General features: G+C 66.9%; 22 protein-coding genes. 15 read left to right on the top strand and 7 right to left on the bottom strand.

Annotation, left to right across the window (positions count from 1 at the left end; genetic code table 11):
* Nucleotides 1–4 precede the first annotated feature (4 nt).
* Nucleotides 5–1372 carry a 30S ribosomal protein S12 methylthiotransferase RimO gene (gene rimO, locus K1T73_RS05355; RefSeq protein ID WP_220602940.1) on the top strand — a complete coding sequence of 456 codons (1368 nt, stop codon included), beginning with the start codon at nucleotides 5–7 and terminating at the stop codon, nucleotides 1370–1372.
* Nucleotides 1373–1583: 211 nt separating this feature from the next.
* Nucleotides 1584–2228: a PAQR family membrane homeostasis protein TrhA gene (trhA, locus tag K1T73_RS05350; RefSeq protein ID WP_220602939.1), complete on the top strand. Its 645-nt coding sequence runs from the start codon at nucleotides 1584–1586 to the stop codon at nucleotides 2226–2228.
* 5 nt (nucleotides 2229–2233) lie between these two features.
* On the opposite strand, the gene K1T73_RS05345 is transcribed toward trhA, so the two are convergent.
* The 3 genes from K1T73_RS05345 to K1T73_RS05335 form a co-directional block, all read right to left on the bottom strand.
* Entirely contained in the window at nucleotides 2234–2503 is a 270-nt protein-coding gene (locus K1T73_RS05345) for a DUF6455 family protein (protein WP_220602938.1), read from the bottom strand.
* Between the two features lie 85 nt (nucleotides 2504–2588).
* On the bottom strand, nucleotides 2589–2942 hold the full coding sequence (locus K1T73_RS05340) for a YigZ family protein (protein WP_220602937.1): 354 nt from the start codon (nucleotides 2940–2942) through the stop codon (nucleotides 2589–2591).
* On the bottom strand, nucleotides 2942–3667 hold the full coding sequence (locus K1T73_RS05335) for a M48 family metallopeptidase (RefSeq protein WP_220602936.1): 726 nt from the start codon (nucleotides 3665–3667) through the stop codon (nucleotides 2942–2944). The genes K1T73_RS05340 and K1T73_RS05335 overlap by 1 nt, the downstream gene beginning before the upstream one ends.
* Nucleotides 3668–3777: 110 nt before the next feature.
* Between K1T73_RS05335 and K1T73_RS05330 the strand changes: the two genes are divergently transcribed.
* From K1T73_RS05330 to K1T73_RS05320, 3 genes are all read left to right on the top strand, one after another.
* Nucleotides 3778–4020 carry a hypothetical protein gene (locus K1T73_RS05330; RefSeq protein ID WP_220602935.1) on the top strand — a complete coding sequence of 81 codons (243 nt, stop codon included), beginning with the start codon at nucleotides 3778–3780 and terminating at the stop codon, nucleotides 4018–4020.
* An 83-nt stretch (nucleotides 4021–4103) separates the two neighbouring features.
* On the top strand, nucleotides 4104–4679 hold the full coding sequence (locus K1T73_RS05325; protein WP_220602934.1) for a nitroreductase: 576 nt from the start codon (nucleotides 4104–4106) through the stop codon (nucleotides 4677–4679).
* Nucleotides 4676–5386 carry an EI24 domain-containing protein gene (locus K1T73_RS05320; protein ID WP_220602933.1) on the top strand — a complete coding sequence of 237 codons (711 nt, stop codon included), beginning with the start codon at nucleotides 4676–4678 and terminating at the stop codon, nucleotides 5384–5386. Before K1T73_RS05325 ends, K1T73_RS05320 begins: the two co-directional genes overlap by 4 nt.
* On the opposite strand, the gene K1T73_RS05315 is transcribed toward K1T73_RS05320, so the two are convergent.
* Both K1T73_RS05315 and mce read right to left on the bottom strand, forming a co-directional pair.
* Nucleotides 5370–5636 carry a DUF1467 family protein gene (locus K1T73_RS05315; protein WP_220602932.1) on the bottom strand — a complete coding sequence of 89 codons (267 nt, stop codon included), beginning with the start codon at nucleotides 5634–5636 and terminating at the stop codon, nucleotides 5370–5372. The two genes, K1T73_RS05320 and K1T73_RS05315, sit on opposite strands and share 17 nt — an antisense overlap.
* Nucleotides 5636–6040 carry a methylmalonyl-CoA epimerase gene (mce, locus tag K1T73_RS05310; protein WP_220602931.1) on the bottom strand — a complete coding sequence of 135 codons (405 nt, stop codon included), beginning with the start codon at nucleotides 6038–6040 and terminating at the stop codon, nucleotides 5636–5638. The genes K1T73_RS05315 and mce overlap by 1 nt, the downstream gene beginning before the upstream one ends.
* A 185-nt stretch (nucleotides 6041–6225) precedes the next feature.
* On the opposite strand from mce, the gene K1T73_RS05305 reads away from it, so the two are divergent.
* From K1T73_RS05305 to K1T73_RS05295, 3 genes are all read left to right on the top strand, one after another.
* A complete protein-coding gene (locus K1T73_RS05305; RefSeq protein WP_220602930.1) occupies nucleotides 6226–6942 on the top strand; it encodes a response regulator in 717 nt (238 codons plus the stop codon).
* Nucleotides 6943–7052: 110 nt separating this feature from the next.
* Nucleotides 7053–7769: a GNAT family N-acetyltransferase gene (locus K1T73_RS05300; RefSeq protein ID WP_220602929.1), complete on the top strand. Its 717-nt coding sequence runs from the start codon at nucleotides 7053–7055 to the stop codon at nucleotides 7767–7769.
* A gap of 70 nt (nucleotides 7770–7839) precedes the next feature.
* On the top strand, nucleotides 7840–8316 hold the full coding sequence (locus K1T73_RS05295) for a hemerythrin domain-containing protein (protein ID WP_220602928.1): 477 nt from the start codon (nucleotides 7840–7842) through the stop codon (nucleotides 8314–8316).
* Nucleotides 8317–8383: 67 nt separating this feature from the next.
* Here the strand turns inward: K1T73_RS05295 and aspS are convergent, their stop codons facing one another.
* On the bottom strand, nucleotides 8384–10162 hold the full coding sequence (aspS, locus tag K1T73_RS05290) for an aspartate--tRNA ligase (RefSeq protein ID WP_220602927.1): 1779 nt from the start codon (nucleotides 10160–10162) through the stop codon (nucleotides 8384–8386).
* Nucleotides 10163–10398: 236 nt separating this feature from the next.
* On the opposite strand from aspS, the gene K1T73_RS05285 reads away from it, so the two are divergent.
* On the top strand, nucleotides 10399–11631 hold the full coding sequence (locus K1T73_RS05285) for a cyclopropane-fatty-acyl-phospholipid synthase family protein (RefSeq protein ID WP_220602926.1): 1233 nt from the start codon (nucleotides 10399–10401) through the stop codon (nucleotides 11629–11631).
* Nucleotides 11632–11682: 51 nt separating this feature from the next.
* Here K1T73_RS05285 and K1T73_RS05280 read toward each other — a convergent pair whose 3' ends face one another.
* Nucleotides 11683–12801, bottom strand: coding sequence for an aminodeoxychorismate synthase component I (locus K1T73_RS05280; protein ID WP_220602925.1), 1119 nt, complete (start codon nucleotides 12799–12801; stop codon nucleotides 11683–11685).
* A 246-nt stretch (nucleotides 12802–13047) separates the two neighbouring features.
* Here K1T73_RS05280 and K1T73_RS05275 point away from each other — a divergent pair, with 246 nt between their 5' ends.
* The 6 genes from K1T73_RS05275 to K1T73_RS05250 all read left to right on the top strand — a co-directional run bounded on the left by K1T73_RS05275 (nucleotide 13048) and on the right by K1T73_RS05250 (nucleotide 22073).
* Nucleotides 13048–13698 carry an outer membrane protein gene (locus K1T73_RS05275; RefSeq protein ID WP_220602924.1) on the top strand — a complete coding sequence of 217 codons (651 nt, stop codon included), beginning with the start codon at nucleotides 13048–13050 and terminating at the stop codon, nucleotides 13696–13698.
* 185 nt (nucleotides 13699–13883) lie between these two features.
* The gene (carB, locus tag K1T73_RS05270; RefSeq protein WP_220602923.1) at nucleotides 13884–17180 is read left to right on the top strand and encodes a carbamoyl-phosphate synthase large subunit; all 3297 of its coding nucleotides are present in this window, start codon (nucleotides 13884–13886) and stop codon (nucleotides 17178–17180) included.
* 81 nt (nucleotides 17181–17261) lie between these two features.
* Complete coding sequence (locus K1T73_RS05265; protein WP_220602922.1) at nucleotides 17262–18836, top strand: gamma-glutamyltransferase family protein; 1575 nt, start codon at nucleotides 17262–17264, stop codon at nucleotides 18834–18836.
* 100 nt (nucleotides 18837–18936) lie between these two features.
* Nucleotides 18937–19122, top strand: coding sequence for a PLDc N-terminal domain-containing protein (locus K1T73_RS05260; RefSeq protein ID WP_220602921.1), 186 nt, complete (start codon nucleotides 18937–18939; stop codon nucleotides 19120–19122).
* Nucleotides 19123–19124: 2 nt separating this feature from the next.
* Complete coding sequence (locus K1T73_RS05255) at nucleotides 19125–20195, top strand: YihY/virulence factor BrkB family protein (protein ID WP_220602920.1); 1071 nt, start codon at nucleotides 19125–19127, stop codon at nucleotides 20193–20195.
* A gap of 246 nt (nucleotides 20196–20441) precedes the next feature.
* Entirely contained in the window at nucleotides 20442–22073 is a 1632-nt protein-coding gene (locus K1T73_RS05250; protein ID WP_220602919.1) for a phospholipase D family protein, read from the top strand.
* The last annotated feature ends 4 nt before the right edge of the window (nucleotides 22074–22077 follow it).

Genomic DNA, 22077 nt, shown 5'->3' with positions numbered 1-22077 from the left:
GATCATGACCACGAACCCACCCGATCTCCGCCCCGACCTCGCCCGCGCCCGCCTGACCGGGGAACGCCGGGCGGGCCAGCCCAGTATCGGGATGGTCTCGCTCGGCTGTCCCAAGGCGCTTGTCGACAGTGAACGCATTCTCACACGGCTCCGGGCCGAGGGCTATGGCATCTCGCCCGACTATACCGGTGCGGACGCGGTGATCGTGAACACCTGCGGCTTTCTCGACAGCGCCAAGGCCGAAAGCCTCGAGGCGATCGGAGAGGCGCTGGCCGAGAACGGGCGCGTGATCGTCACCGGCTGTCTCGGCGCCGAGCCGGACTACATCACCGGCGCGCATCCGCGCGTTCTCGCCGTGACCGGCCCGCACCAGTACGAACAGGTGCTCGACGCGGTGCACGCGGCCGTGCCGCCCTCGCCCGATCCCTTCGTCGACCTGCTGCCGGCTTCGAGCGTTCGACTTACGCCGCGGCATTACAGTTATCTAAAGATATCAGAGGGCTGCAATCACAAGTGCAAGTTCTGTATCATCCCTGACATGCGCGGGCGCCTCGCCTCGCGGCCGGCACACGCGGTCGTGCGCGAGGCCGAGAAGCTCGTCGACAGCGGCGTGCGCGAACTTCTCGTGATCTCGCAGGACACCTCCGCCTACGGCGTCGACATCCGCCACGCCGAGGAGCGTGGTCACCGCGCCCATATCACCGATCTCGCCCGTGATCTGGGCGGGCTCGGCGCATGGGTCCGGTTGCATTATGTCTATCCCTACCCCCATGTGCGGCAACTCATTCCGCTCATGGCCGAGGGGCTGATCCTGCCTTATCTCGACATCCCGTTTCAGCACGCCCACCCGGACACGTTGAAGCGCATGGCCCGTCCCGCCGCCGCGGCCCGCACTCTCGACGAAATCTCTGCATGGCGCGCGATCTGCCCCGAGATCACTCTGCGCTCCACCTTCATCGTCGGCTACCCCGGAGAGACCGAGGCGGAATTCCAGACCCTCCTCGACTGGCTGGACGAAGCACGGCTCGACCGGGTCGGCTGCTTCAAGTACGAGAACGTCGCCGGCGCCCGTTCGAACGATCTTCCCAACCATGTGCCCGAACCGGTGAAGGAAGAGCGCTGGCGTCGCTTCATGGAAAAAGCAAGGGCTATTTCCGTGGAGAAGTTGCAGGATAAGGTCGGAAAAAGACAAGAGGTGATCGTCGACGATATCGACGCGGACGGCATCGCGACCTGCCGGACGAAGGCCGACGCACCCGAGATCGACGGGTGTCTCTTCATCGACGCAGGCACGGAAAACCTGCATGTCGGGGACATCGTCAGCGTCACGGTGGACGAGGCCGGAGAGTATGATCTCTGGGGCCGGTTGTAGCGCATTTCCTTAAAATTGCGTGAAGATCCCGCGTGCGGAATGAACACAATCCTCACCTTTTTCCCGGATCCTGTCGCCTGACGGGTTTGCAATCCTCTCCGAATGGCCGAGTGTGAGGGAACTTCTCACGCTGGGCGGAACCAAACACCATTGCCGCACGTCGGTTGCATGGCCCCACGCGCCTTGCCCACGTCGGAAGGAGACGCCGAACATGTCCTATCCCGATTTTTCCCGAGCCGAACGTATCGCGGACGGCACCATCCATGTCGCCGGCGTCGGCATCGCGGTCTGCGCGGTCACGGCGCTCTTCCTGCTCACCGGCGCGCATCTGTCCGGCGGCACGCTCACGGCGGCGATCATCTACGCGGGCGGGCTTCTGTGCATGTTGGGGGCGTCGGCCGCCTATCACCTCGCCGCCTATACCGCCGCGCGTCCCTATCTGCGGCGGCTCGATCACGCGGCCATCTACATGAAGATCGCCGGCACCCTCACGCCGCTCGCCGTGCTGCTCGGCACGGCATATGGCTACGGGGTTCTGGCGCTTGTCTGGGTTCTTGCCGTGACGGGGATGTGGGCCAAGCTCCGCGCGAAACGCGGGCGCATGAGCACCGGCTGGCTACCCTATGTCGCCCTGGGCTGGGTGGCTGTGGCGCTTATCGTTCCACTCATGGAGGTGCTGCCACCGGTGAGCTTCTGGTCGCTCGTCATCGGCGGGCTGCTCTACACGGCGGGCGTAGTGTTCTACGTTTGGGAAAACCTGCGCTTCTCGATGGCGATCTGGCACGGCTTCATCCTGCTCGCCTCGGGCTGTGTCTTCACCGGCATCGCCTCGGCGCTGGGCGCGGCTCCGCACTGAGGCGATCAGGCGGACTTGCCCTCGCGCAACAGGTCGAAAAGCGGCTGGTTGCGGCACATCGTCGGCCCTTGCGTGACCGGCTCCGCCTGCGCGTCGAGCCATGCGCCGCACCCCGCGGGATCGGTGCATCCGGCACAGCGCACGACCGCATCGCCGAGCGTGTCCATCGCCAGCTGGCCACTCTGAACCAATGTCTCGAGGTCGAGCGCATGTTGCGCGCCCATCCGATCGACAAGGTCGGCCGCCTCCTTGTATCGCGTGGTGATCATGGTCATGTCATTCTCCCCGTCTTTGCAGGGAGGCAGGGTAGCAACCTCAGCGAATCGCCGCCTTGATCTCGATCAAGCGCGGATCGGGTCGTCAGGTGAAGGCGTCGAGATAGGCGCGCACGCAATCCTGGACATGCCTGAACCTGTCGCCGCCCAGGTGCTTGCCGCCATACCACCTCGTCACCACGATCAGATGCGCCTCCAGCCCCTCGCGCTCCTGCATTCGCAGGATCACGGCGCCCGCCCCGGCCTCTCCGTCATCTCCCTTGAGCGGCGTGCCGTCCGGCAAGAGCAGCGCCCAGCTGTTATGCGTGGCCTTGGCGAATTTCTTGTTGCGCTTCAACTCCTTGAGAAACGCGTCCACCTCGTCGCGGTTGCGGACCGGGCCCCCCGAAACGGCGTATTTCGAGCCCCGGTCGCTGACCACGTTCATCAACTGGTTCATTACCGGATCGAGGCGTCGACCCGCTTGACCGTCGCGATCCGGTCCTTGTTGGGCGGATGCGTCCCGAGGAAACGGTCGCCGGGATCCGCGATCTGCGTGAAGAACTCCGCCCCCCGGACCGGGTTGTAGCCCGCGCGCCGCGTGATCACCGTGCCCAGCGCATCGGCCTCGAGCTCATGCGCCTTGGAATAGCTGCGCGCGCCTACGTTCGCGCCCAGGTCGGCGGCGGCATCCACCCCGGTCGAGCTTGCACCCGTGAGCGCGGCCAGCCCGCCGAGGATGATCGCCCCGGCCATGGCGTTGTTGCGCTGCTGGTCCAGATGGCGCTCGATGTGATGCGCGGCCTCGTGGCCCATGACGAAGGCCAACTCGTCCTCGTTCCGCACCGCCGCGATCAGCGGCAGGTTGAACGCGATGATCGGCCGGCCGCTCCGGTCGACGGTCTGGAAGGCATTGGGCGATTTTTGCGGGCGATCGTCGATCACCACCTTGAAATCGCAGTTCAGACCCTGCGACTGCGCGCGGCACTGGCGTTCGGCCACCGGCTCGACACGGGCGACCACGTTGCGGAACCGCGCCACCTGCGCCGCGCTCGGCGTGGTGGGGCGTTGCGCCTGCGGTCGGGTCTGGGTCTGACCGGTCGGTTGCGACGTTGGCTGCGACGGCGGGGGGGCGCCGCACGCGGCCAGGAAAACGAGCAGGACGAAACTGGACAGGATACGCATGGAACTCTCTGAATGGCTGACGTCCGATCCAATCTATCACGCGGTTTTCCAAGCGCCAGCCCCCACCGCGCCCCCTTGCAATCCTCCGCCGCCGGGGTCACGCTCGCGCCATGTTCTCGATCGAGCACGAATTCGATTCCACGGTCATCACCCTCGTCGACGAGGGGCCCGCGCCGCTTGGGGAAGACGTGATCATCAACGCGTTCGAGGAATGCGTCACGCTCACCCAGCACGATCCGCGCACCGACCGCACACAGACGATCACGCTCTCGCTCACGCAGCTTCACGATCTGGCCGCGGCGCTCGATCTGCCGGAGGGCGTGTATCAGCGCGCGCGCGGCCGCAACGAATAGGCGCGGCATGGGCGCAGGGCTTGACCCCGCCTCCGCCAGGTCCGACATAGCTGCCAAGGTCGCCAAGAGGAGCACGCGCAGACATGTCCGACATCACCCCCGCCATGGAATTCCTGCTCTCCCGCCGCTCGCGCCCCGCCAAGCTGCTGGGGCCGCCCGCACCGGATCGCACGGCGTTGCGGCCCATTCTCACCGCGGCGGCCCGCAGCCCCGATCACGGCAAGCTCGAGCCGTGGCGCTTCATCGTGCTCGAACGCGCGGCCTGCCGCCGGCTGGGCGATCTGGTGGCCGAGCGCGGCGCGGCGCTTGACCGCCCCGAGGAGGACATCGCCAAGGCGCGCTCGGCCTATGACGACAGCCCGCTCGCCGTGGTGGTGGTCGAATCGCCCAAACCCTCCGAGAAGATCCCGCAAATCGAACAGACCTACTCCACCGGCGCCGTTTGCCTGTCGCTGCTCAACGCCGCGCTGGCAAGCGGTTGGGGTGCGAACTGGCTGACCGGCTGGCCCGTATCCGACCGCACCTTCGTCGAAGAGGGGCTGGGCCTTGCCCCGCACGAGCGTGTCGCGGGCGTGATCCACATCGGCACGAGCACGAAGACCCCGCCCGACCGGCCGCGACCGGATATCGACGCCATCACGACCTGGGTCGCCGAATGATCTTCTCGAGCTTCTTCAAGGCCATCGCACAGGTGAGCGACCCGCGCTTCCGCCGTGTGCTCTATCTCGGCATCGGCCTCGCCTTCGCGCTTCTGGTGGCGGTCTACGCGCTTTTCCTGGTGTGGATGCAATGGGCGCTTGGCGAGGGGGCCGAACTTCCGCTCATCGGCGAGGTGACGTGGCTCGACGACCTGCTGAGCTGGGGCAGCCTGGTGCTGATGCTGATCCTGTCGGTCTTCCTCATGGTGCCGGTGGCGTCGGCCATCACGTCGATGTTTCTCGACGACGTGGCGCAGGCGGTCGAGGACCGGCACCACCCGCATCTGCCGCCGGTGCCGCGCATGTCATGGACCGACGCGGTCACCGACACGCTCGCGTTTCTGGGCGTGCTCATCGTGGTGAACCTCTTGGCGATCGTCCTCTACCTGCTCTTCGCCCCGGCAGCGATCTTCATCTTCTGGGCGGTGAACGGGTTCCTGCTGGGCCGCGAATATTTCCAGCTCGCCGCGATGCGCCGGGTGGGCCGCAAACGGGCAAAGGAACTCCGACGCGCCAATCTCGGCACGATCTGGGTGGCGGGCACGCTCATGGCGATCCCGCTTTCCGTGCCGCTTCTGAACCTCGTGATCCCGATCCTCGGCGCGGCGACCTTCACGCATATCTTCCACGCGGTCGCGCGCGACGCGGGGCTCAGCCCATCCGGTTGAACCAGTCGATATCGCGCACCGTGAGCATCCCGCTCACGATCACGAAGGCGAGGATCGCCCAGATCACCACCGCGATGCCGGTGGTGATGAGGATCTTCTTGCGCAGGTGATGGACATGGGGAGAGCCCGAATGCGTGCCCTCCACGATCTTGCCCGCCTCGCCCTGCGTCTGGATGCGCAGGGGCAGGATGACAAAGAAGGTCATGAACCAGACCACCAGGAACAGCACGAAGGCCGATACCGGACCCATCAGACTTCCTCCAGTTCGACGAGACAGCCGTTGAAATCCTTGGGATGCAGGAAAAGAACCGGCTTGCCATGTGCGCCGATCTTGGGCTCCCCGGTCCCGAGGACACGCGCGCCGCTCTCGGTCAGCCGGTCGCGCGCGGCGATGATGTCCTCGACCTCGTAGCAGATGTGATGAATGCCCCCCGCCGGGTTCTTCTCGAGAAAGCCCTTGATCGGGCTGTCCTCGCCCAGGGGATGCAGAAGCTCGATCTTGGTGTTCGGCAACTCGATGAAGATGACGGTCACGCCGTGGTCGGGCTCGTCCTGCGGCGCACCCAAATCGGCCCCGAGGGCGTCGCGATACTGCGCGGCGGCGGCCTCGAGGTCGGGCACCGCGATTGCGACGTGATTGAGACGGCCGATCATGCGGGACCTCCATTGCTGCGCCGGGTCGGTGGTCCCGTTATGGGGATCATCGCGCCCCGCGACAAGGGACGAAGCGCCGCACGACAGGGTCGAGCGATTGCGCGGCGAGCGTTCCCTGCGATTAACCCCTCGTTCACCATCTTTGCGGTAGCGTCGAATCGCAGCCCACCCGGAGGAGACCCTGCATGGACGACGCCCGCACCTTTCACCCCCCCTACACGCCCACCTCGGGCCGCCCGCTTCTCGGCATGACGATCCTCGTGGTCGAGGACAGCCTCTTCGCCTGCGACGCGATGCGGCTCATGTGCCTGCATTCCGGCGCGCGCATCCGCCGTGCCGATTGCCTGCGTTCGGCCCGCCGGCACCTTCAGGTCTACCGCCCCTCGGCGGTCATCGTCGACCTGGGGCTGCCCGACGGGTCCGGTGCCGACCTCATCACCGAATTGCACGAGGCCGTGCCGCGCGTCGCGGTCATCCTCGGGACAAGCGGTGATGACGGGGCCGAGGACCTGGCCATGGCAGCGGGTGCCGACGCGTTCCTTGCCAAGCCCGTGACCCATCTCGGCCGCTTCCAGGAGACGATCCTCGCCCTCCTCCCGCCCGAGCGGCAACCGACCGGCCCGCGCCGGTTGCGCACCGACATCATCCATGCCGACCCGATCGCCTATCGCGACGACATGAGCCATGTGGCAAGCCTTCTCGACGAAGATGCGGACGGGCCGATGCTCGATTACGTGGCACAGTTCCTGTCGGGCGTGGCGCGTGCCGCGGGCGACCGCCAGCTCGTCCGCGCGGCCGAGAACCTCGCGCAGCTTCGCGCCAGGGGCGACGCGGCGACCGGCCCCGTGGCCCGTATCGCGGGTCTCCTGCAAGAGCGGATCGCGGGTCGCGCTGCCATGTGACATGCCGGGGCGGGCCGGAGACCGCAGCCCGCCGGCAGTTTGCCCTTTTCCTCGCGGGCGCCGCCCCATAGTCTTCCCGTCACCGCGACACCGCCGACGGAGGACCCCCCATGAGCCAGGACCGCCCCGTCGGCCCCGTGGTCGAGAACTGGCAGCCGCCCCCGTCACCGTCCCGCGACCTCGTCTTCGAGGGCCGGCACGCCCGGCTCGAGGCGCTCGACGCGGACGCGCACGCGGCGCTTCTCCACCAGGCCTTCGACGGGCACGACTGGGTGTGGGATTACCTGCCGGTCGGCCCCTTCGCCTCCTCCGCGCAGTTTCACCGCTGGGTCAAGGATGCCACGAGCGCCGGCGACCCCGTCTTCTTCGCCATCCACGACAAGGATGCCGACGCGTGGGGCGGCTTTGCCTCCTTCCTGCGTATCACCCCCGACATGGGCACGGTCGAGGTGGGCTTCATCGCCATGGCGCCCCGCCTGCAACGCACCCGCGCGGCGACCGAGGCGATGTTTCTCATGATGAAATGGGCGTTCGAGGCGGGTTATCGCCGGTACGAGTGGAAATGCGATGCGCTCAACATCCCCTCGCGCCGCGCCGCCCAGCGGTTCGGCTTCAGCTACGAAGGCACCTTCCGTCAGGACCGGATCGTCAAGGGCCGCAACCGCGATACCGCCTGGTTCTCGGTCATCGACCGCGAATGGCCCGCCCTCTCCGAGGCGTTCCGCCTCTGGCTCGATCCCTCGAATTTCGACGATACCAGCCACCAGCGCGAGGCATTATCCGATCTCACCCGCCTCGTGCGCGCCGCCGACGACCCGGCCCTCTGATCCCCCCGCGCCGGGGAACCTCGCGCCGCGACGCGGCGTTCCCCCGTGGAACGAAAACCGGAGATCAGCCATGTCAGACATCTACACAGCCATCAAATCCGACCACGACCGCCACCGCGACCTGATCGCCACGATCGAGGACACCTCGGGCGACAGCGACACCCGGCGCAAGGCGTGGAAGGAGTTCTACGAGGACGTGAAGGCCCACGGCGCCGCCGAGGAGGAGACCTTCTATTCCAAGCTCATCTCCAAGACTTGGGGCCAGGACAGCGCGCGCCATTCGGTCCACGAACACCAGCAGATCGACGATCTGCTCGAGGAGCTGAACGGGATGGACATGGCCGAGGGCGCCTGGCTCCAGAAGTTCAAGAAGCTCAGCCACGACTACCACCATCACATCGACGAGGAGGAGGACGAGGTCTTCGCCCGCGCCCGCGAGGTCATCCCCGAAAGCGAGATCAAGGGCTATGGCGACCGCTTCCGCAAGCGCAAGGAAGAGGAACTCGGCCTCATCGACGAAAAGCGCGAGGACAGCCTCGAGGATTGAGCCGCGCCACATCTGACGAAAAGGCCAGGTCGAAACCCGGCCTTTCCTGTGGCAACGCCCGCCGCGCTCACTCCTCCCGCGGCAGCACCCTGAGCCCCAGTTCCATCAACTGTTCGCTCGTGGGCTCCGAGGGTGCGTTCATCATCAGGTCCTCGGCACGCTGGTTCATCGGGAACATGATGACCTCGCGGATATTAGCCGTGTCGGCCAGCAGCATGACGATCCGGTCGATCCCCGCGGCACAGCCCCCGTGCGGCGGCGCGCCGTACTGGAACGCGCCATAGAGCCCCGCGAAGCGCTTCTTCACCTCGTCCTCGCCATAGCCCGCGATCTCGAACGCCTTGAGCATGACCTCGGGCCTGTGGTTCCGAATGGCCCCCGAGACAAGCTCGTAACCGTTGCAGGCAAGGTCGTACTGGTATCCCTTCACCTTCAGGGGATCACCCTCGAGCGCCTCCATTCCGCCTTGCGGCATCGAGAACGGGTTGTGCTCGAAATCGATCTCGCCGGTTTCCTCGTCACGCTCGTAGATCGGGAAATCGACGATCCAGGCAAAGGCGAAACGGTCGGTCTCGGTCAGGCCCAGTTCCTCGCCGATCACCGTGCGCGCCCGTCCCGCCACGGCCTCGAAGGTCTTGGGCTTGCCGCCGAGGAAGAACGCCGCGTCGCCCTGCCCGAGACCAAGCTGCTGGCGAATGGCCTCGGTGCGCTCGGGGCCGATATTCTTGGCCAGCGGACCTGCGGCCTCCATGCCGTTCTCGCCCTCCCGCCAGAAGATGTACCCCATCCCCGGCAGTCCCTCTTTCTGCGCAAACGCGTTCATCCGGTCGCAGAACTTGCGCGAGCCGCCCCCCGGCGCGGGGATGGCGCGGATCTCGGTGCCCTCCTGCTCGAGGATCTTGGCGAAGATGGCAAAGCCCGAGCCGCGGAAATGCTCGGACACGCGCTCCATCCTGATCGGGTTGCGCAGGTCGGGCTTGTCGGTGCCGTACCAGAGCGCCGCGTCCGCATAGGAAATCTGCGGCCAGACCTCGTCGACCTTCCGGCCGCCGCCGAACTCCTCGAAAATGCCCTGGATCACCGGCTGGATCGTGTCGAACACGTCCTGCTGCTCGACGAAACTCATCTCCATGTCGAGCTGGTAGAAATCCGTGGGCGAGCGGTCGGCGCGCGGATCCTCGTCGCGGAAACAGGGCGCGATCTGGAAATAGCGGTCGAAGCCCGACACCATGATGAGCTGCTTGAAAAGCTGCGGCGCCTGCGGCAGCGCATAGAACTTGCCAGGGTGAAGCCGCGACGGCACGAGGAAGTCGCGCGCGCCTTCGGGCGAGGACGCGGTGATGATCGGCGTCTGGTATTCGCGGAACCCCTTGTTCCACATCCGCTGGCGCATCGACGCGATCACGTCCGAGCGCAACGCCATGTTGCGCTGCATCGCCTCGCGCCGCAGGTCGAGATAGCGATAGCGCAGCCGCGTCTCCTCGGGGTATTCCTGGTCGCCGAAGACCAGCAGCGGAAGCTCCTTCGCCGCGCCCAGCACCTCCATGTCGCGGATGTAGACCTCGATCTCGCCCGTCGGCAGCTTGGGGTTCACGAGGCTCTCGTCGCGCGCCTTCACCTCGCCGTCGATGCGGATGCACCACTCGCTCCTGAGCTTCTCCACCTCGGCGAAGACGGGGCTGTCGGAATCGCACAAGACCTGCGTCACGCCGTAATGATCGCGCAGATCGACGAACAGCACGCCACCGTGATCGCGGATCCGGTGGACCCACCCCGAGAGACGCACGGTCTCGCCCACGTTGCTCTTGTCGAGTTGGGCGCAGGTGTGGCTGCGATATGCATGCATGGTGTGATCCTCGTCGCGCGGTTCGGGTTGGCAGGGTCGCGCCGATACACCGCGCCTCGCGGTCAAAGTCAAGGCCGCGCGCCCCACGCCCCTTTCCGCCACCGCAAGGCGCCCCGCGTTCAACGGCGTTTACACGCTTCGAGCTTTGGGTAAATATGCCCGTAGGTTGAATAAAGCCGCGATCCGGTGCCGTCGCGCGATGAAAGGATCACCGGAGCGGCCGGAGGGTTGCAATCATGTGGACACGTGTTCTCGATGCCTTTCTGTCGCAGCTCATCAAGCGGGGTGAACTCATCGTGACCCTGCCCGACGGCGAAACGCGCCGCTACGGCGATGCTTCGCTCGGGCCCTCGGTCGCCATCGCCTTCCATGACGAGAGCCTGCCGCGCAAGATCGTGTTCCAGCCCGACCTCGCCGTGGGCGAAGCCTACATGGACGAACGCCTCACCATCGAGGGCGACGACCTCCGCGGCTTCCTCGCGCTCGCCATGTCCAACATGTCGCGGACTGGGCAGCCGTGGTTCCGCACGCCGCTGATCTGGGCCCGCCAGGCCGGCCGCTTCCTGCAACAGTTCAACCCGGCCGGCCGCTCACGCGCCAACGTGGCCCATCACTACGACCTCTCGGGCGAGCTCTACGATCTCTTTCTCGACGAGGACCGGCAGTATTCCTGTGCCTATTTCGCCCGCCCCGACATGACGCTCGAGGAGGCGCAGGCCGCCAAGAAACATCACATCGCCCGCAAGCTCATGATCGAACCCGGCATGCGCGTGCTCGACATCGGGTGCGGCTGGGGCGGGATGGGCCTGACGCTCGCGGGCGACTACGGTGCCGATGTCACGGGCGTGACCCTCTCGACCGAACAGCACGCCATGGCCAACTCCCGCGCCCGCGCCGCCGGTCTCTCCGATCGCGTGCGCTTCAAGCTGATGGACTACCGCGAGGTCGAGGGGCGCTTCGACCGCATCGTCTCGGTCGGCATGTTCGAGCATGTGGGCGTGCCGCATTACAACACGTATTTCCGCACGGTCCGCGATCTGCTCACCCCCGAGGGTGTGGCGCTCATCCACACGATCGGCCGCGCCGACCCGCCCGGCACGACAAGCCCGTGGCTCACCAAGTACATCTTCCCCGGCGGCTACGTGCCCGCCATGTCCGAAACCATGCGCGCGATCGAAAACCAGGGCATCTTTGCCACCGACGTGGAAATCTGGCGCCTGCATTACGCCGAGACGCTCAAGCACTGGCACGACCGCTTCGTCGCGAACGAGGACAAGGCCCGCGCGCTTTACGACGAACGCTTCTGCCGGATGTGGCGCTTCTACCTCGTGGCTTGCGAGATGACCTTCCGGCACGCCGAACAGGTGGTGTTCCAGTTCCAGCTCGCGCGCGACCGTCACACGGTCCCGCTCACCCGCGACTACATCTACGAAGGCGGCCACTCCCAGGCGCGCAAGGCGGCGGAGTAACCGGCCGGGGACATGCCGGACGAACCCCGACCGTGGACGATCCGCGCGGCCTCATCCGATCAGCCGATCGACGAACCGCGCCTTCCAGAGCGCCTCCTCGTATTCCCCCGCGCCGGTGCTGTCATGGACGACGCCGCCGCCCACGTTGAGCCGCGCGCGCCCGTCCGCCTCGACCAGGAGGGTGCGGATCGCCACGTTGAACTCCGCCCGCCCGTCGGGCGCGGCCCAGCCGATCGCGCCGCAATAGACATCGCGCGGCCACGGCTCCAGCTCGCCGATGATCTCCATCGCGCGCACCTTCGGCGCCCCGGTGATCGACCCGCAGGGAAACAACGCCGCGAAAATGTCGGCAAGCCCGGTTTCCGGCACCATCCGCCCCGTGACGAGCGAGGTCATCTGGTGCACCGTCTCGTAGCTCTCGACCGAGAAAAGCTCGGGCACCCGCACGCTGCCCGGCGCGCAGACCCGACTCAGATCGTTGCGCAAAAGATCCACGATCATCAGGTTCTCGGCGCGGTTCTTCTCGTCCGATTGGAGGAAATAGCGCCGCCGCGCGTCCTCCGCCGCATCCGCGCTGCGCGGCTGCGTGCCCTTCATCGGCCGCGTCTCGATCCCGCCCTGCCCGTCGGTGCGGAAGAAAAGCTCGGGCGAGCGGGACAGGATGGCGGGCAGGCCCTCCGCCTCGATCAGCGCGCCGTGGCGCACCGGCTGCACGGCGTCGAGCGCGGCATAGATCGCCTCCGCCCGTCCCCGCGCCTCGAGGTCGATGGGAAAGGTGAGGTTCACCTGATAGATATCGCCCGCCCCGATATAGGCCTGCACCCTGTCGAAAGCCGCCGCATGATCCCCGGCGCTCCAGCGCGGCGCGAACCCGCCCAGCGCCACCTCCCCCGCGACCAGCGGCGCGGCGTCCTCGGGGCGCTCGTAGGTGCCGAATTGCAGGAGCGGCAGGCGTCGTCCCCCGGGCAGCAGCGGCGCGAGCTTGGGCTCGAGGACCAGCCCCAATTCGTAGCTCGCGAACCCGGCCAGCCACAGCCCCGCCTCCCGCGCCGCATCGAGCGCGGCCAGTGCGGCCGGCACGTCGCCCGGACCATGCGCCACGATCAGCCCGGCGGCACCGTCGAAGATCGCCGCACGACCCTCCGGTCCATGATCGAAACGTATCCGCACCTGGTCATCGCCCCCGTCGCTTTCCTGCGCCGCTGTTTACTGTGCGCAAGAGGCTCCGACACCCCCAAAATTCCCCTGCGCGCGGCGTGCGGAACACATGACCGCCGCCATCCGGCGCGCCGTGACAATTTCGCAACTCAACCCGAGTCCCCAAACGTAAACATATAGGCATGCGATCGCGCGTGCGCGTATGGTTTCGGCCATTGCAGCCATTCGGCGACATTACGATACATTGGGGAATTCATCATGAAACGTTTGCTTACTCTCGTCGCCGGGGGTGTCCTGGCTGTGGGCGCGGCACCGACGCAGGCACAGGACTGGAGCGGCATGTATGCTGGTGTCCAACTCGGCTACGGCTCGGGCGATGCCGGCGGTTTCGTCACCTCGAACCCCGCCGTCCGCTTCGACTCGTCTCCCGAAGGATTGCTGGGCGGTGCTTTCGTCGGCTATAACTGGCAACTTTCCTCGAACCTGATCGGCGGGGTCGAGGGCGAAGTCTTCGCCGCGGGCCTCGATGATCCCGGCCCCGTCAACACCGCGCCCACGCAGAGCGTCGACCAGCAACTCGAAGCCGGGGCCGCGCTGCGGGCGCGGTTGGGCTACGGCATGGGCCAATACCTGCCCTATGTCGCGGTCGGGCTTGCCTCCGGCCTGGTCCAGACCCAGTTCGCCGGCGTGGGCGGCAACCCGACGAGAAACAAGTTCATGCACGGCTACACGGCTGCGCTGGGACTCGACATATCCAGGAGCGACCGCTCGATGATGAGAGTGGAGTTCCGCCACACCAATTACGGCTCCACCTCGACCGGACCGAACACGTTTCCTACGATCGTCCCGCTCACTCTGGATGATTTCGAGGCGAACGAGATTCGCATCGGCTACGCCCTGCGATTCTGACATCGCGCTCCTTGCGGACCGCGAGCGCGGCGCGACGGTTTGGGCCCTCGCGCCGTTTTCGTTCGTGCTCCGGTGTCGCGCGCGCCGGAATCGCACCGCGCACGCCCTTGCAGGCGCCTCGGCCCCTTGCGCCCTCGCGCGCGATGGATATAACCCCAGCAATTTGCGCATCACCGGGGGCCGCCATGCCGAGACGAGACGATATCAAGTCCATCATGATCATCGGCGCGGGTCCCATCATCATCGGACAGGCCTGCGAATTCGACTATTCGGGCGCCCAGGCCTGCAAGGCGCTGCGCGAGGAAGGGTATCGCGTCATCCTGGTGAACTCGAACCCCGCCACCATCATGACCGACCCCGAGCTCGCCGACGCCACCTATATCGAGCCGATCACCCCCGAGATCGTCGCCAGGATCATCGAGAAGGAACGCCCCGACGCGCTTCTGCCCACGATGGGCGGACAGACCGGCCTCAACACCGCGCTTGCCGCGGCCGACATGGGCGTGCTCGAGAAATTCGGTGTCGAGCTCATCGGCGCCAACCGCGAGGCCATCGAGATGGCCGAGGACCGCAAGCTCTTCCGCGAGGCGATGGACCGGCTCGGGATCGAGAACCCCAAGGCCACCATCGCCAACTCGCTCGACGAGGCCATGGCCGCCATCGACCACGTGGGCCTTCCCGCGATCATCCGCCCCGCCTTCACCTTGGGCGGCACCGGCGGCGGCGTGGCCTATAACCGTGACGATTACGAATACTACTGCAAATCCGGCCTCGACGCCTCGCCCGTCAGCCAGATCCTCATCGACGAGTCGCTGCTGGGGTGGAAGGAATACGAGATGGAGGTCGTGCGCGACCGCGCCGACAACGCCATCATCGTCTGCGCCATCGAGAACGTCGATCCCATGGGCGTCCACACCGGCGATTCGATCACCGTGGCCCCCGCGCTCACGCTCACCGACAAGGAATACCAGGTGATGCGCAACCACTCCATCGCCGTCCTGCGCGAGATCGGCGTCGAGACGGGTGGCTCGAACGTGCAATGGGCCGTCAATCCCGATGACGGGCGGATGGTGGTGATCGAGATGAACCCGCGCGTGTCGCGCTCCTCGGCGCTGGCGTCCAAGGCCACGGGCTTCCCCATCGCCAAGATCGCCGCGAAACTCGCCGTGGGCTACACGCTCGATGAGCTCGACAACGACATCACCAAGGTCACGCCGGCCAGCTTCGAGCCCACGATCGACTATGTCGTGACCAAGATCCCGCGCTTCGCCTTCGAGAAGTTCCCCGGCAGCAAGCCCACCCTCACCACCGCGATGAAATCCGTGGGCGAGGCCATGGCCATCGGCCGCACGATCCACGAATCGCTGCAAAAGGCGCTCGCCTCGATGGAGACGGGGCTTTCGGGTTTCGACGAGATCGAGATCGAGGGCGCCCCCGACCACGCCGCCATCATCCGCGCGCTCAGCGCCCAGACGCCGGACCGCATCCGCACCATCGCGCAGGCCATGCGCCACGGTCTGTCGGACGACGACATCCACCACGCCACCTCCTTCGATCCGTGGTTCCTCGCCCGCATCCGCGAGATCGTCGAGGCCGAGGAAGCCGTGCGCGCGGACGGTCTGCCCGAAGACGAGCCCGCGCTCAGGCGGCTCAAGATGATGGGCTTCACCGACGCCCGCCTCGCCACGCTGACCGGCATGACCGAGGCACAGGTCCGCGCCGCGCGCCACGCGCGGGGCGTCACCGCCGTCTTCAAGCGCATCGACACCTGCGCCGCCGAGTTCGAGGCCCAGACACCCTACATGTATTCCACCTACGAAACCCCCGTCATGGGCGACGTGGAATGCGAAGCGCGCCCGTCGGACGCGAAGAAGGTCGTGATCCTCGGCGGCGGCCCCAACCGCATCGGCCAGGGGATCGAGTTCGACTATTGCTGCTGTCACGCCTGTTTCGCGCTCTCGGACGCGGGCTACGAGACGATCATGGTCAACTGCAACCCCGAGACCGTCTCGACCGATTACGACACGTCCGACCGGCTCTATTTCGAGCCGCTCACCTTCGAACACGTCATGGAAATCCTGCGCGTCGAGCAGGAGAACGGCACCTTGCACGGCGTCATCGTCCAGTTCGGCGGCCAGACGCCGCTGAAGCTCGCCAACGCGCTCGAGGCCGAGGGCATCCCGATCCTCGGCACCTCGCCCGACGCGATCGACCTCGCCGAGGACCGCGAGCGGTTCCAGGCGCTCGTCAACAAGCTCGGTCTGAAACAGCCCCGGAACGGCATCGCCTCGACCGACGCGCAGGCGCTGGCGATCGCCGAGGAGATCGGCTTCCCGCTGGTGATCCGCCCCTCCTACGTCCTGGGTGGCCGCGCGATGGAGATCGTGCGCGACATGGCCCATCTCGAGCGCTACATCGCCGAGGCGGTCGTGGTCTCGGGCAAGAGCCCGGTCCTGCTCGACGGCTATCTCTCGGGCGCCATCGAATGCGACGTGGACGCGCTTTGCGACGGGACCGACGTGCATGTCGCGGGCATCATGCAACATATCGAGGAGGCGGGCGTGCATTCCGGCGACAGCGCCTGTTCGCTCCCGCCCTACACGCTCTCGCGCGAGACCATCGAGGAGATCGAGCGCCAGACCCGCGCGCTCGCGCTCGAGCTGGGCGTCGTCGGTCTCATGAACGTGCAATTCGCGGTCAAGAACGGCGACATCTACCTCATCGAGGTCAACCCCCGCGCCTCGCGCACCGTGCCCTTCGTGGCCAAGGCCACCGATTCCGCCATCGCCTCCATCGCCGCCCGCCTCATGGCCGGTGAGCCGCTCTCGAACTTCCCCCATCGCGGCTCCTATCCCGAGGACGCGAAACCCGGCACTCTGCCGATGGCCGATCCGCTGACGCTCGCCGATCCCGCGATGCCGTGGTTCTCGGTCAAGGAGGCGGTGCTGCCCTTCGCCCGCTTCCCCGGCGTCGACACGATCCTGGGGCCGGAAATGCGCTCCACCGGCGAGGTCATGGGCTGGGACGTCTCCTTCGCCCGCGCCTTTCTCAAGGCACAGCTCGGCGCCGGCGTGAACCTGCCCACCGAGGGCCGCGTCTTCGTCTCGATCAAGGATGCCGACAAGACGCCGCAGATGATCGAAACGGCGCAAACCCTCGTCGACCTCGGGTTCTCCCTCGTCGCGACGCGCGGCACCGCGGCCTTCCTCGAGGAAAACGGCCTCACCTGCGAGACGGTCCAGAAGGTCTATGAAGGCCGCCCCAACATCGTCGACATGCTCAAGAACGAACAGATCGCGCTCGTCATGAACACGACCGAGGGCGCGCAGGCGGTCGAGGACAGCCGCGAGATCCGCTCGGTCGCGCTTTATGACAAGTTGCCCTATTTCACCACCGCCGCCGGCTCCCACGCCGCGGCGCAGGCGATGAAGGCACGGCTCGAGGGCGATCTCGGCGTCCTGCCGCTTCAGGGAAGCACCTGAGGCCCGGCGCCGCGTTCGATTGACTTTCGCGCCAAGGCTCCACACTCTGCCGGCCATCATGCCGTTGCAGAGGGTGCCCCCATGTCCCGCGCCGCCAGCCAGACCCAGACCATCACCAAGCCCGCCGTCACCTCCGAGCGCGGCCTCGTCACGGCGCAGAACCGCATCGCGGCGCAGATCGGCGCCGACATCCTCACGCGCGGCGGCAACGCGGTCGACGCGGCCATCGCCACCTCGTTCGCGCTCGGCGTGGTCGAGCCGTGGATGAGCGGACCGGGCGGCGGCGGCTACATGATCGTCCGCCGCGCGGGCGACGCCGGCGCGCAGGTGGTCGATTTCGGCATGCGCGCGCCCTCGGGTCTCAGGATCGAGGACTACCCGGTCGTGGGCGGCAAGGCGGGCGACCTCTTCGCCTGGCCGCAGGTCAAGGACGACGCGAACCTCATGGGCGCCCGCTCGGTCGCCATTCCGGGCCTCGTCGCGGGCATGGGCGCCGCGCACCGCGCCTTCGGCTCGCTCGACTGGGCCGATCTTCTTGCCCCCGCCATCGCCGAGGCGCGGGCCGGGCTTCTGGTGGACTGGTATGCGCAGCTCATCATCGCGGGATCCGCGCGGGCGCTGGCGGGCTTTCCCACCTCGCGCGCGATCTTCCTCGACGACGCGGGCTTTCCCAAGGCCTCCGCCTGGACTGCCCTCGACGAGACGCGCTGCGACCTGAACGGCTTGGCAAATACGCTCTCGACGCTTGCCGATGAAGGCGCGGACGCCTTCTATACCGGCGCCCTGGCCGAACGCATCGTGTCGGACCTGCAGGACGCCGGGGGCCGTCACACGCCTGCCGATTTCGCCGATTACACCGCCCGCATCGTGCCCGCCTCCGACATGGCCTATCGCGGTCATCGCATCCTCGGGACACCCGAGATGACGGCGGGACCCACGCTCGAACGCGTGTTCCAGATGCTCGCCGAGTGGTCCCCCGGCGGCCCCACCCCCGCCGCACCGGACTACGCCGCGCTCGACCGCGCCGTGCGGATCGCCAATGGCGAGCGGCTCGAGACCATGGGCGACCGCGACGGCGGCACCGGCATGACCTGCACCACGCATTTCAACGTCGTGGATGCCGAGGGCACGATGGTCGCCGTCACCCAGACGCTCCTGTCGATCTTCGGCTCGCGCCTGACGCTTCCCGGCACCGGGATGCTCATGAACAACGGGATCATGTGGTTCGACCCCGAACCGGGGCGGCCCAACTCCATCGGCCCGGGCAAGCGCTGCCTCGCCAACATGTGCCCCACGCTGCTCGAACGTGCCGACGGCGCGCGCTTCGCGCTCGGCGCGGCGGGCGGGCGCAAGATCATGCCGGCCGTGGCGCAGATCGCCGCCTGGCTGCTCGATTTCGGGATGGACGTGAATGACGCCATGCATACGCCCCGCATCGACATGAGCCTCGCCGACACCACCATCGCCGACGCCGCGCTGCCCGAGACGCTGCGCACCGAACTCGCTCGGGCGGTGCCGTCGCTCACCCCGGCGCCGCGCGCGGCCTACCCGTTCCACTTCGCCTGCCCCTCGGTCGTCGGGCGTCACGAGGGCCGCAACAGCGGCGCAACCGAGATCATGGCCCATTGGGCCGACACGGTGGCGGCCGCGCCATGAAATCCGCCGCCGCGCGCCGGAACCGTATCGCCCGCCGCGACGTTCGTCATTTGACATAACGCGCAGCGACACGCGCGGCAGAAACGGAAAGGAAGATCAAATGACCGAAGTGAGCGGAATTGGCGGCTTCATCCTCCTCGTGCTCGACATCTGGGCCATCGTGTCCATCGTCGGCTCGAGCGCCTCGACCGGCAAGAAGGTGCTCTGGGTGCTTCTCGTGGTGCTGCTGCCGCTCCTGGGCTTCATCATCTGGCTCATCGCCGGACCAAGGTCAGCCAAAGCATAGGCATGGACCGCAAGTATGTCGTGACCCCGACCGAATTCGGACCGCGCGTCTGGTGGCGCGTCCTTGTCCGGGTCGTGGTCGAAATCGACAATCGCAACCTCGGCCTCATCGCGGCCGGGGTGGCCTTCTATGCGCTCCTGTCCCTCTTCCCCGCCATCGCCGCCCTCGTGGCGATCTGGGGCTTCGCGGGCGACCCCGACGTGCTTCTGGCACAGTTCGACATGGTCCGGCAGTTCCTGCCCGAGGAGGCCCTTCTCCTGATCCAGGATCAGGTGAACCAACTCATCATCGCGGACAACACGACGCTGCAATGGGCGTCGATCCTCTCCATCGCGGTCTCGGTCTGGTCGGCCAAGAACGCGACGGCGGCGATGATCCGGGGCCTCAACTCGGTCTACCGCGAGACCAATCGCCGGAACACGGTGATGCGCTACGTGGCTTCGATCGGCCTGACGCTGCTGATGCTCTTCGCGGCGATCGTGGCCGTGGGGCTCGTCATCGCGCTGCCCGTGGCGATGGCGCTTCTCAACCTGCCCTTCAAGGTCGAACTTCTCGTCACCGGGCTCAAGTGGATCGTGCTGTTGGCGGTCATGTTCTTCTGCATCGGCCTGCTCTACCGGTTCGGTCCCAACCGTCGCGGCGCGGTCGTGTCGTGGCTCACGCCGGGGGCGGTCTTCGCGCTGCTGACGTGGCTCGCGGGGTCGGTGGCCTTCTCGATGTATCTGCGCAATTTCGGCTCCTTCAACGAGGTCTACGGCTCGCTCGGCGCCCTCGTGGCGCTGCTCTTCTGGCTTTATATCAGCGCCTTCGTCGTGCTCATCGGCGCCCAGATCAACGCCGAGCTCGAGCTCCAGACCGCCGAGGACACGACCGTCGGCGCCCAGCGCCCACCGGGGCAGCGCCGCGCCTATGTGGCCGACAACATCCTCGACGACTCGGGCGAAGTCCGACTCGCCGATCCCACGGATGTCCTCGACGCCCAGCCGTCCGCGAAAGAGGATGATGATAAGTCAGGTGCAACGCCCGACGAGCGACCGGCCCGCCCGAACACCAACCCGGAGATGGCGGGATGAAATTTTTTGCGACCCATACGGGAACCAACCGCCCCGGCGGGTGTTCGGAAAATGAGACGTCTCGAATTTGCGTCTTCCCCGGTGTGTGCGGCGTCCCATCCCATTCAACCGCACACGCTTTCATCCGACTGTCCCTCGGATGCCTGCCCCCGTCACTCCCATGGCGGGGGCACCTTTGTCTCGTCGCAAACCCGACCCGGCGGGGACGGCACCGGGCAAACGCAGGCACAACAGGGAAAGGCCCCCATGCGTAACGCGCGCGACAGCGACTCACACGAGACGGGCGAGACCCCGAAGGCACCCGCCCCTTCCGAGGGCGAAACCGGCCCGATCCGCGACCTCGAGGTCTGCATCACCGCCGAGGAAGCCTATCCGCAGCTCGAACGCGCCTTCCTGAATGCACAGGACGAGATTCTCTGCAGCTTCCGGGTCTTCGATTTCTGCACGAAACTGCGCAGCGACGAGGCGCGCGAAATCGGCGAAACATGGTTCGACCTCGTGATTCACACGCTCGATCGCGGCGTCTCGATCCGCCTCGTGGTCAGCGATTTCGATCCCGTGGCGGCGCCCGAGATGCACCAGAACACCTGGCGGACCTGCCGGCAGGTGGCGGCGGTGCGCGAACTGTCGCGGGACGACGCACCGGGGCTGGTCTTCATCCCCGCCCTGCATGACGCCGCCGTCGGTCCCTTCCCGCGCGTCCTTTTCGGGCCGCTGGTGCGCCAGAAACTGCGCGAGTTGCGCATGTTGTGGAAGGACATGACCGACCCGCAGCGCGACCGCTTCCGCCGGGAAACGCCGCGCCTGCGCGACATCATCCTGCCGACGCGCGACGGGCAGCTCGAAACCCATCCGGCCCGTGTCACGCTCATCCCCGCGACCCATCACCAGAAGATCGCCGTTTTCGACCGCAACTATCTCAGCATCGGCGGGCTCGACCTCAACGAACGCCGCTACGACACCAAGGATCACGAGCGGTCGGCGGAAAGGACCTGGCAGGATGTCCAGGTCTTCGTCCGCGGCCCCATCGCCGAGAGCGCCGCCCGCCATATCGAGACCTTCCTCGATACCGTCGCGAAAGAGGCGCCGGCGGCCCCGCCTGCCGAGGGTTTCCTGCGCACGATCTCGCGCGTGCGCCTGCGCAATCTCTGGTGGGTCGCGCCCAAGACCGTGGTCGAGGAGCTTCGCCAGCAACATCTCGACGAGATCGGACGCGCCGAGCGGCTCATCTACCTCGAAACCCAGTTCCTGCGCCATCTACCCATCGCGCGTGCCCTCGCGCGCCGCGCGCGGGATTGCCCCGACCTGCGCCTCTTCATCGTCCTGCCCGCCGCGCCCGAGACGGTCGCCTTCTCGGGCAATTACGGCCTTGATGCACGCTACGGAGAGCACCTTCAGGTCCGCTCGCTCGAGATCCTGCGTCGCGCCTTCGGGCGCGACCGGCTTCTCGTCGCCTCCCCCGTGCAGCCGCGCCGCGACGAGGACAGGCATGAAGGCCGCGCCACCCTGCGCGACGCCCCGCTCATCTACGTTCACTCCAAGGTGTCGATCTTCGACGACACGAGCGCGATCGTCTCGTCGGCCAATCTCAACGGCCGGAGCATGAGGTGGGACACCGAGGCCGGGCTCCTGCTCACGCGGCCCGATCAGGTGGATCATTTCCGCCGCCGCATCCTCTTCAACTGGCTGCCCAAAGACGTGCCGGACCGCGAGGAGTATCTCGACGTGACACGCGGTTTCGAGAAATGGCTGCGCCTCGTGAACGACAACAGCGCCGCCCCGCCCGAAAATCGGCATGGCTTCCTCGTGAGATACGATTCCGACGCGGCGCGCGAAATGGCCGCCCCCCTGCCCGGCATCCCCGAGGAATCGGTCTGAGCGC

Source organism: Roseovarius sp. SCSIO 43702, assembly GCF_019599045.1.
Taxonomy (GTDB): Bacteria; Pseudomonadota; Alphaproteobacteria; order Rhodobacterales; family Rhodobacteraceae; genus Roseovarius.
Note: the sequence above shows the minus strand (reverse complement) of the source record. Positions and strands in the feature narration are given on the sequence as shown.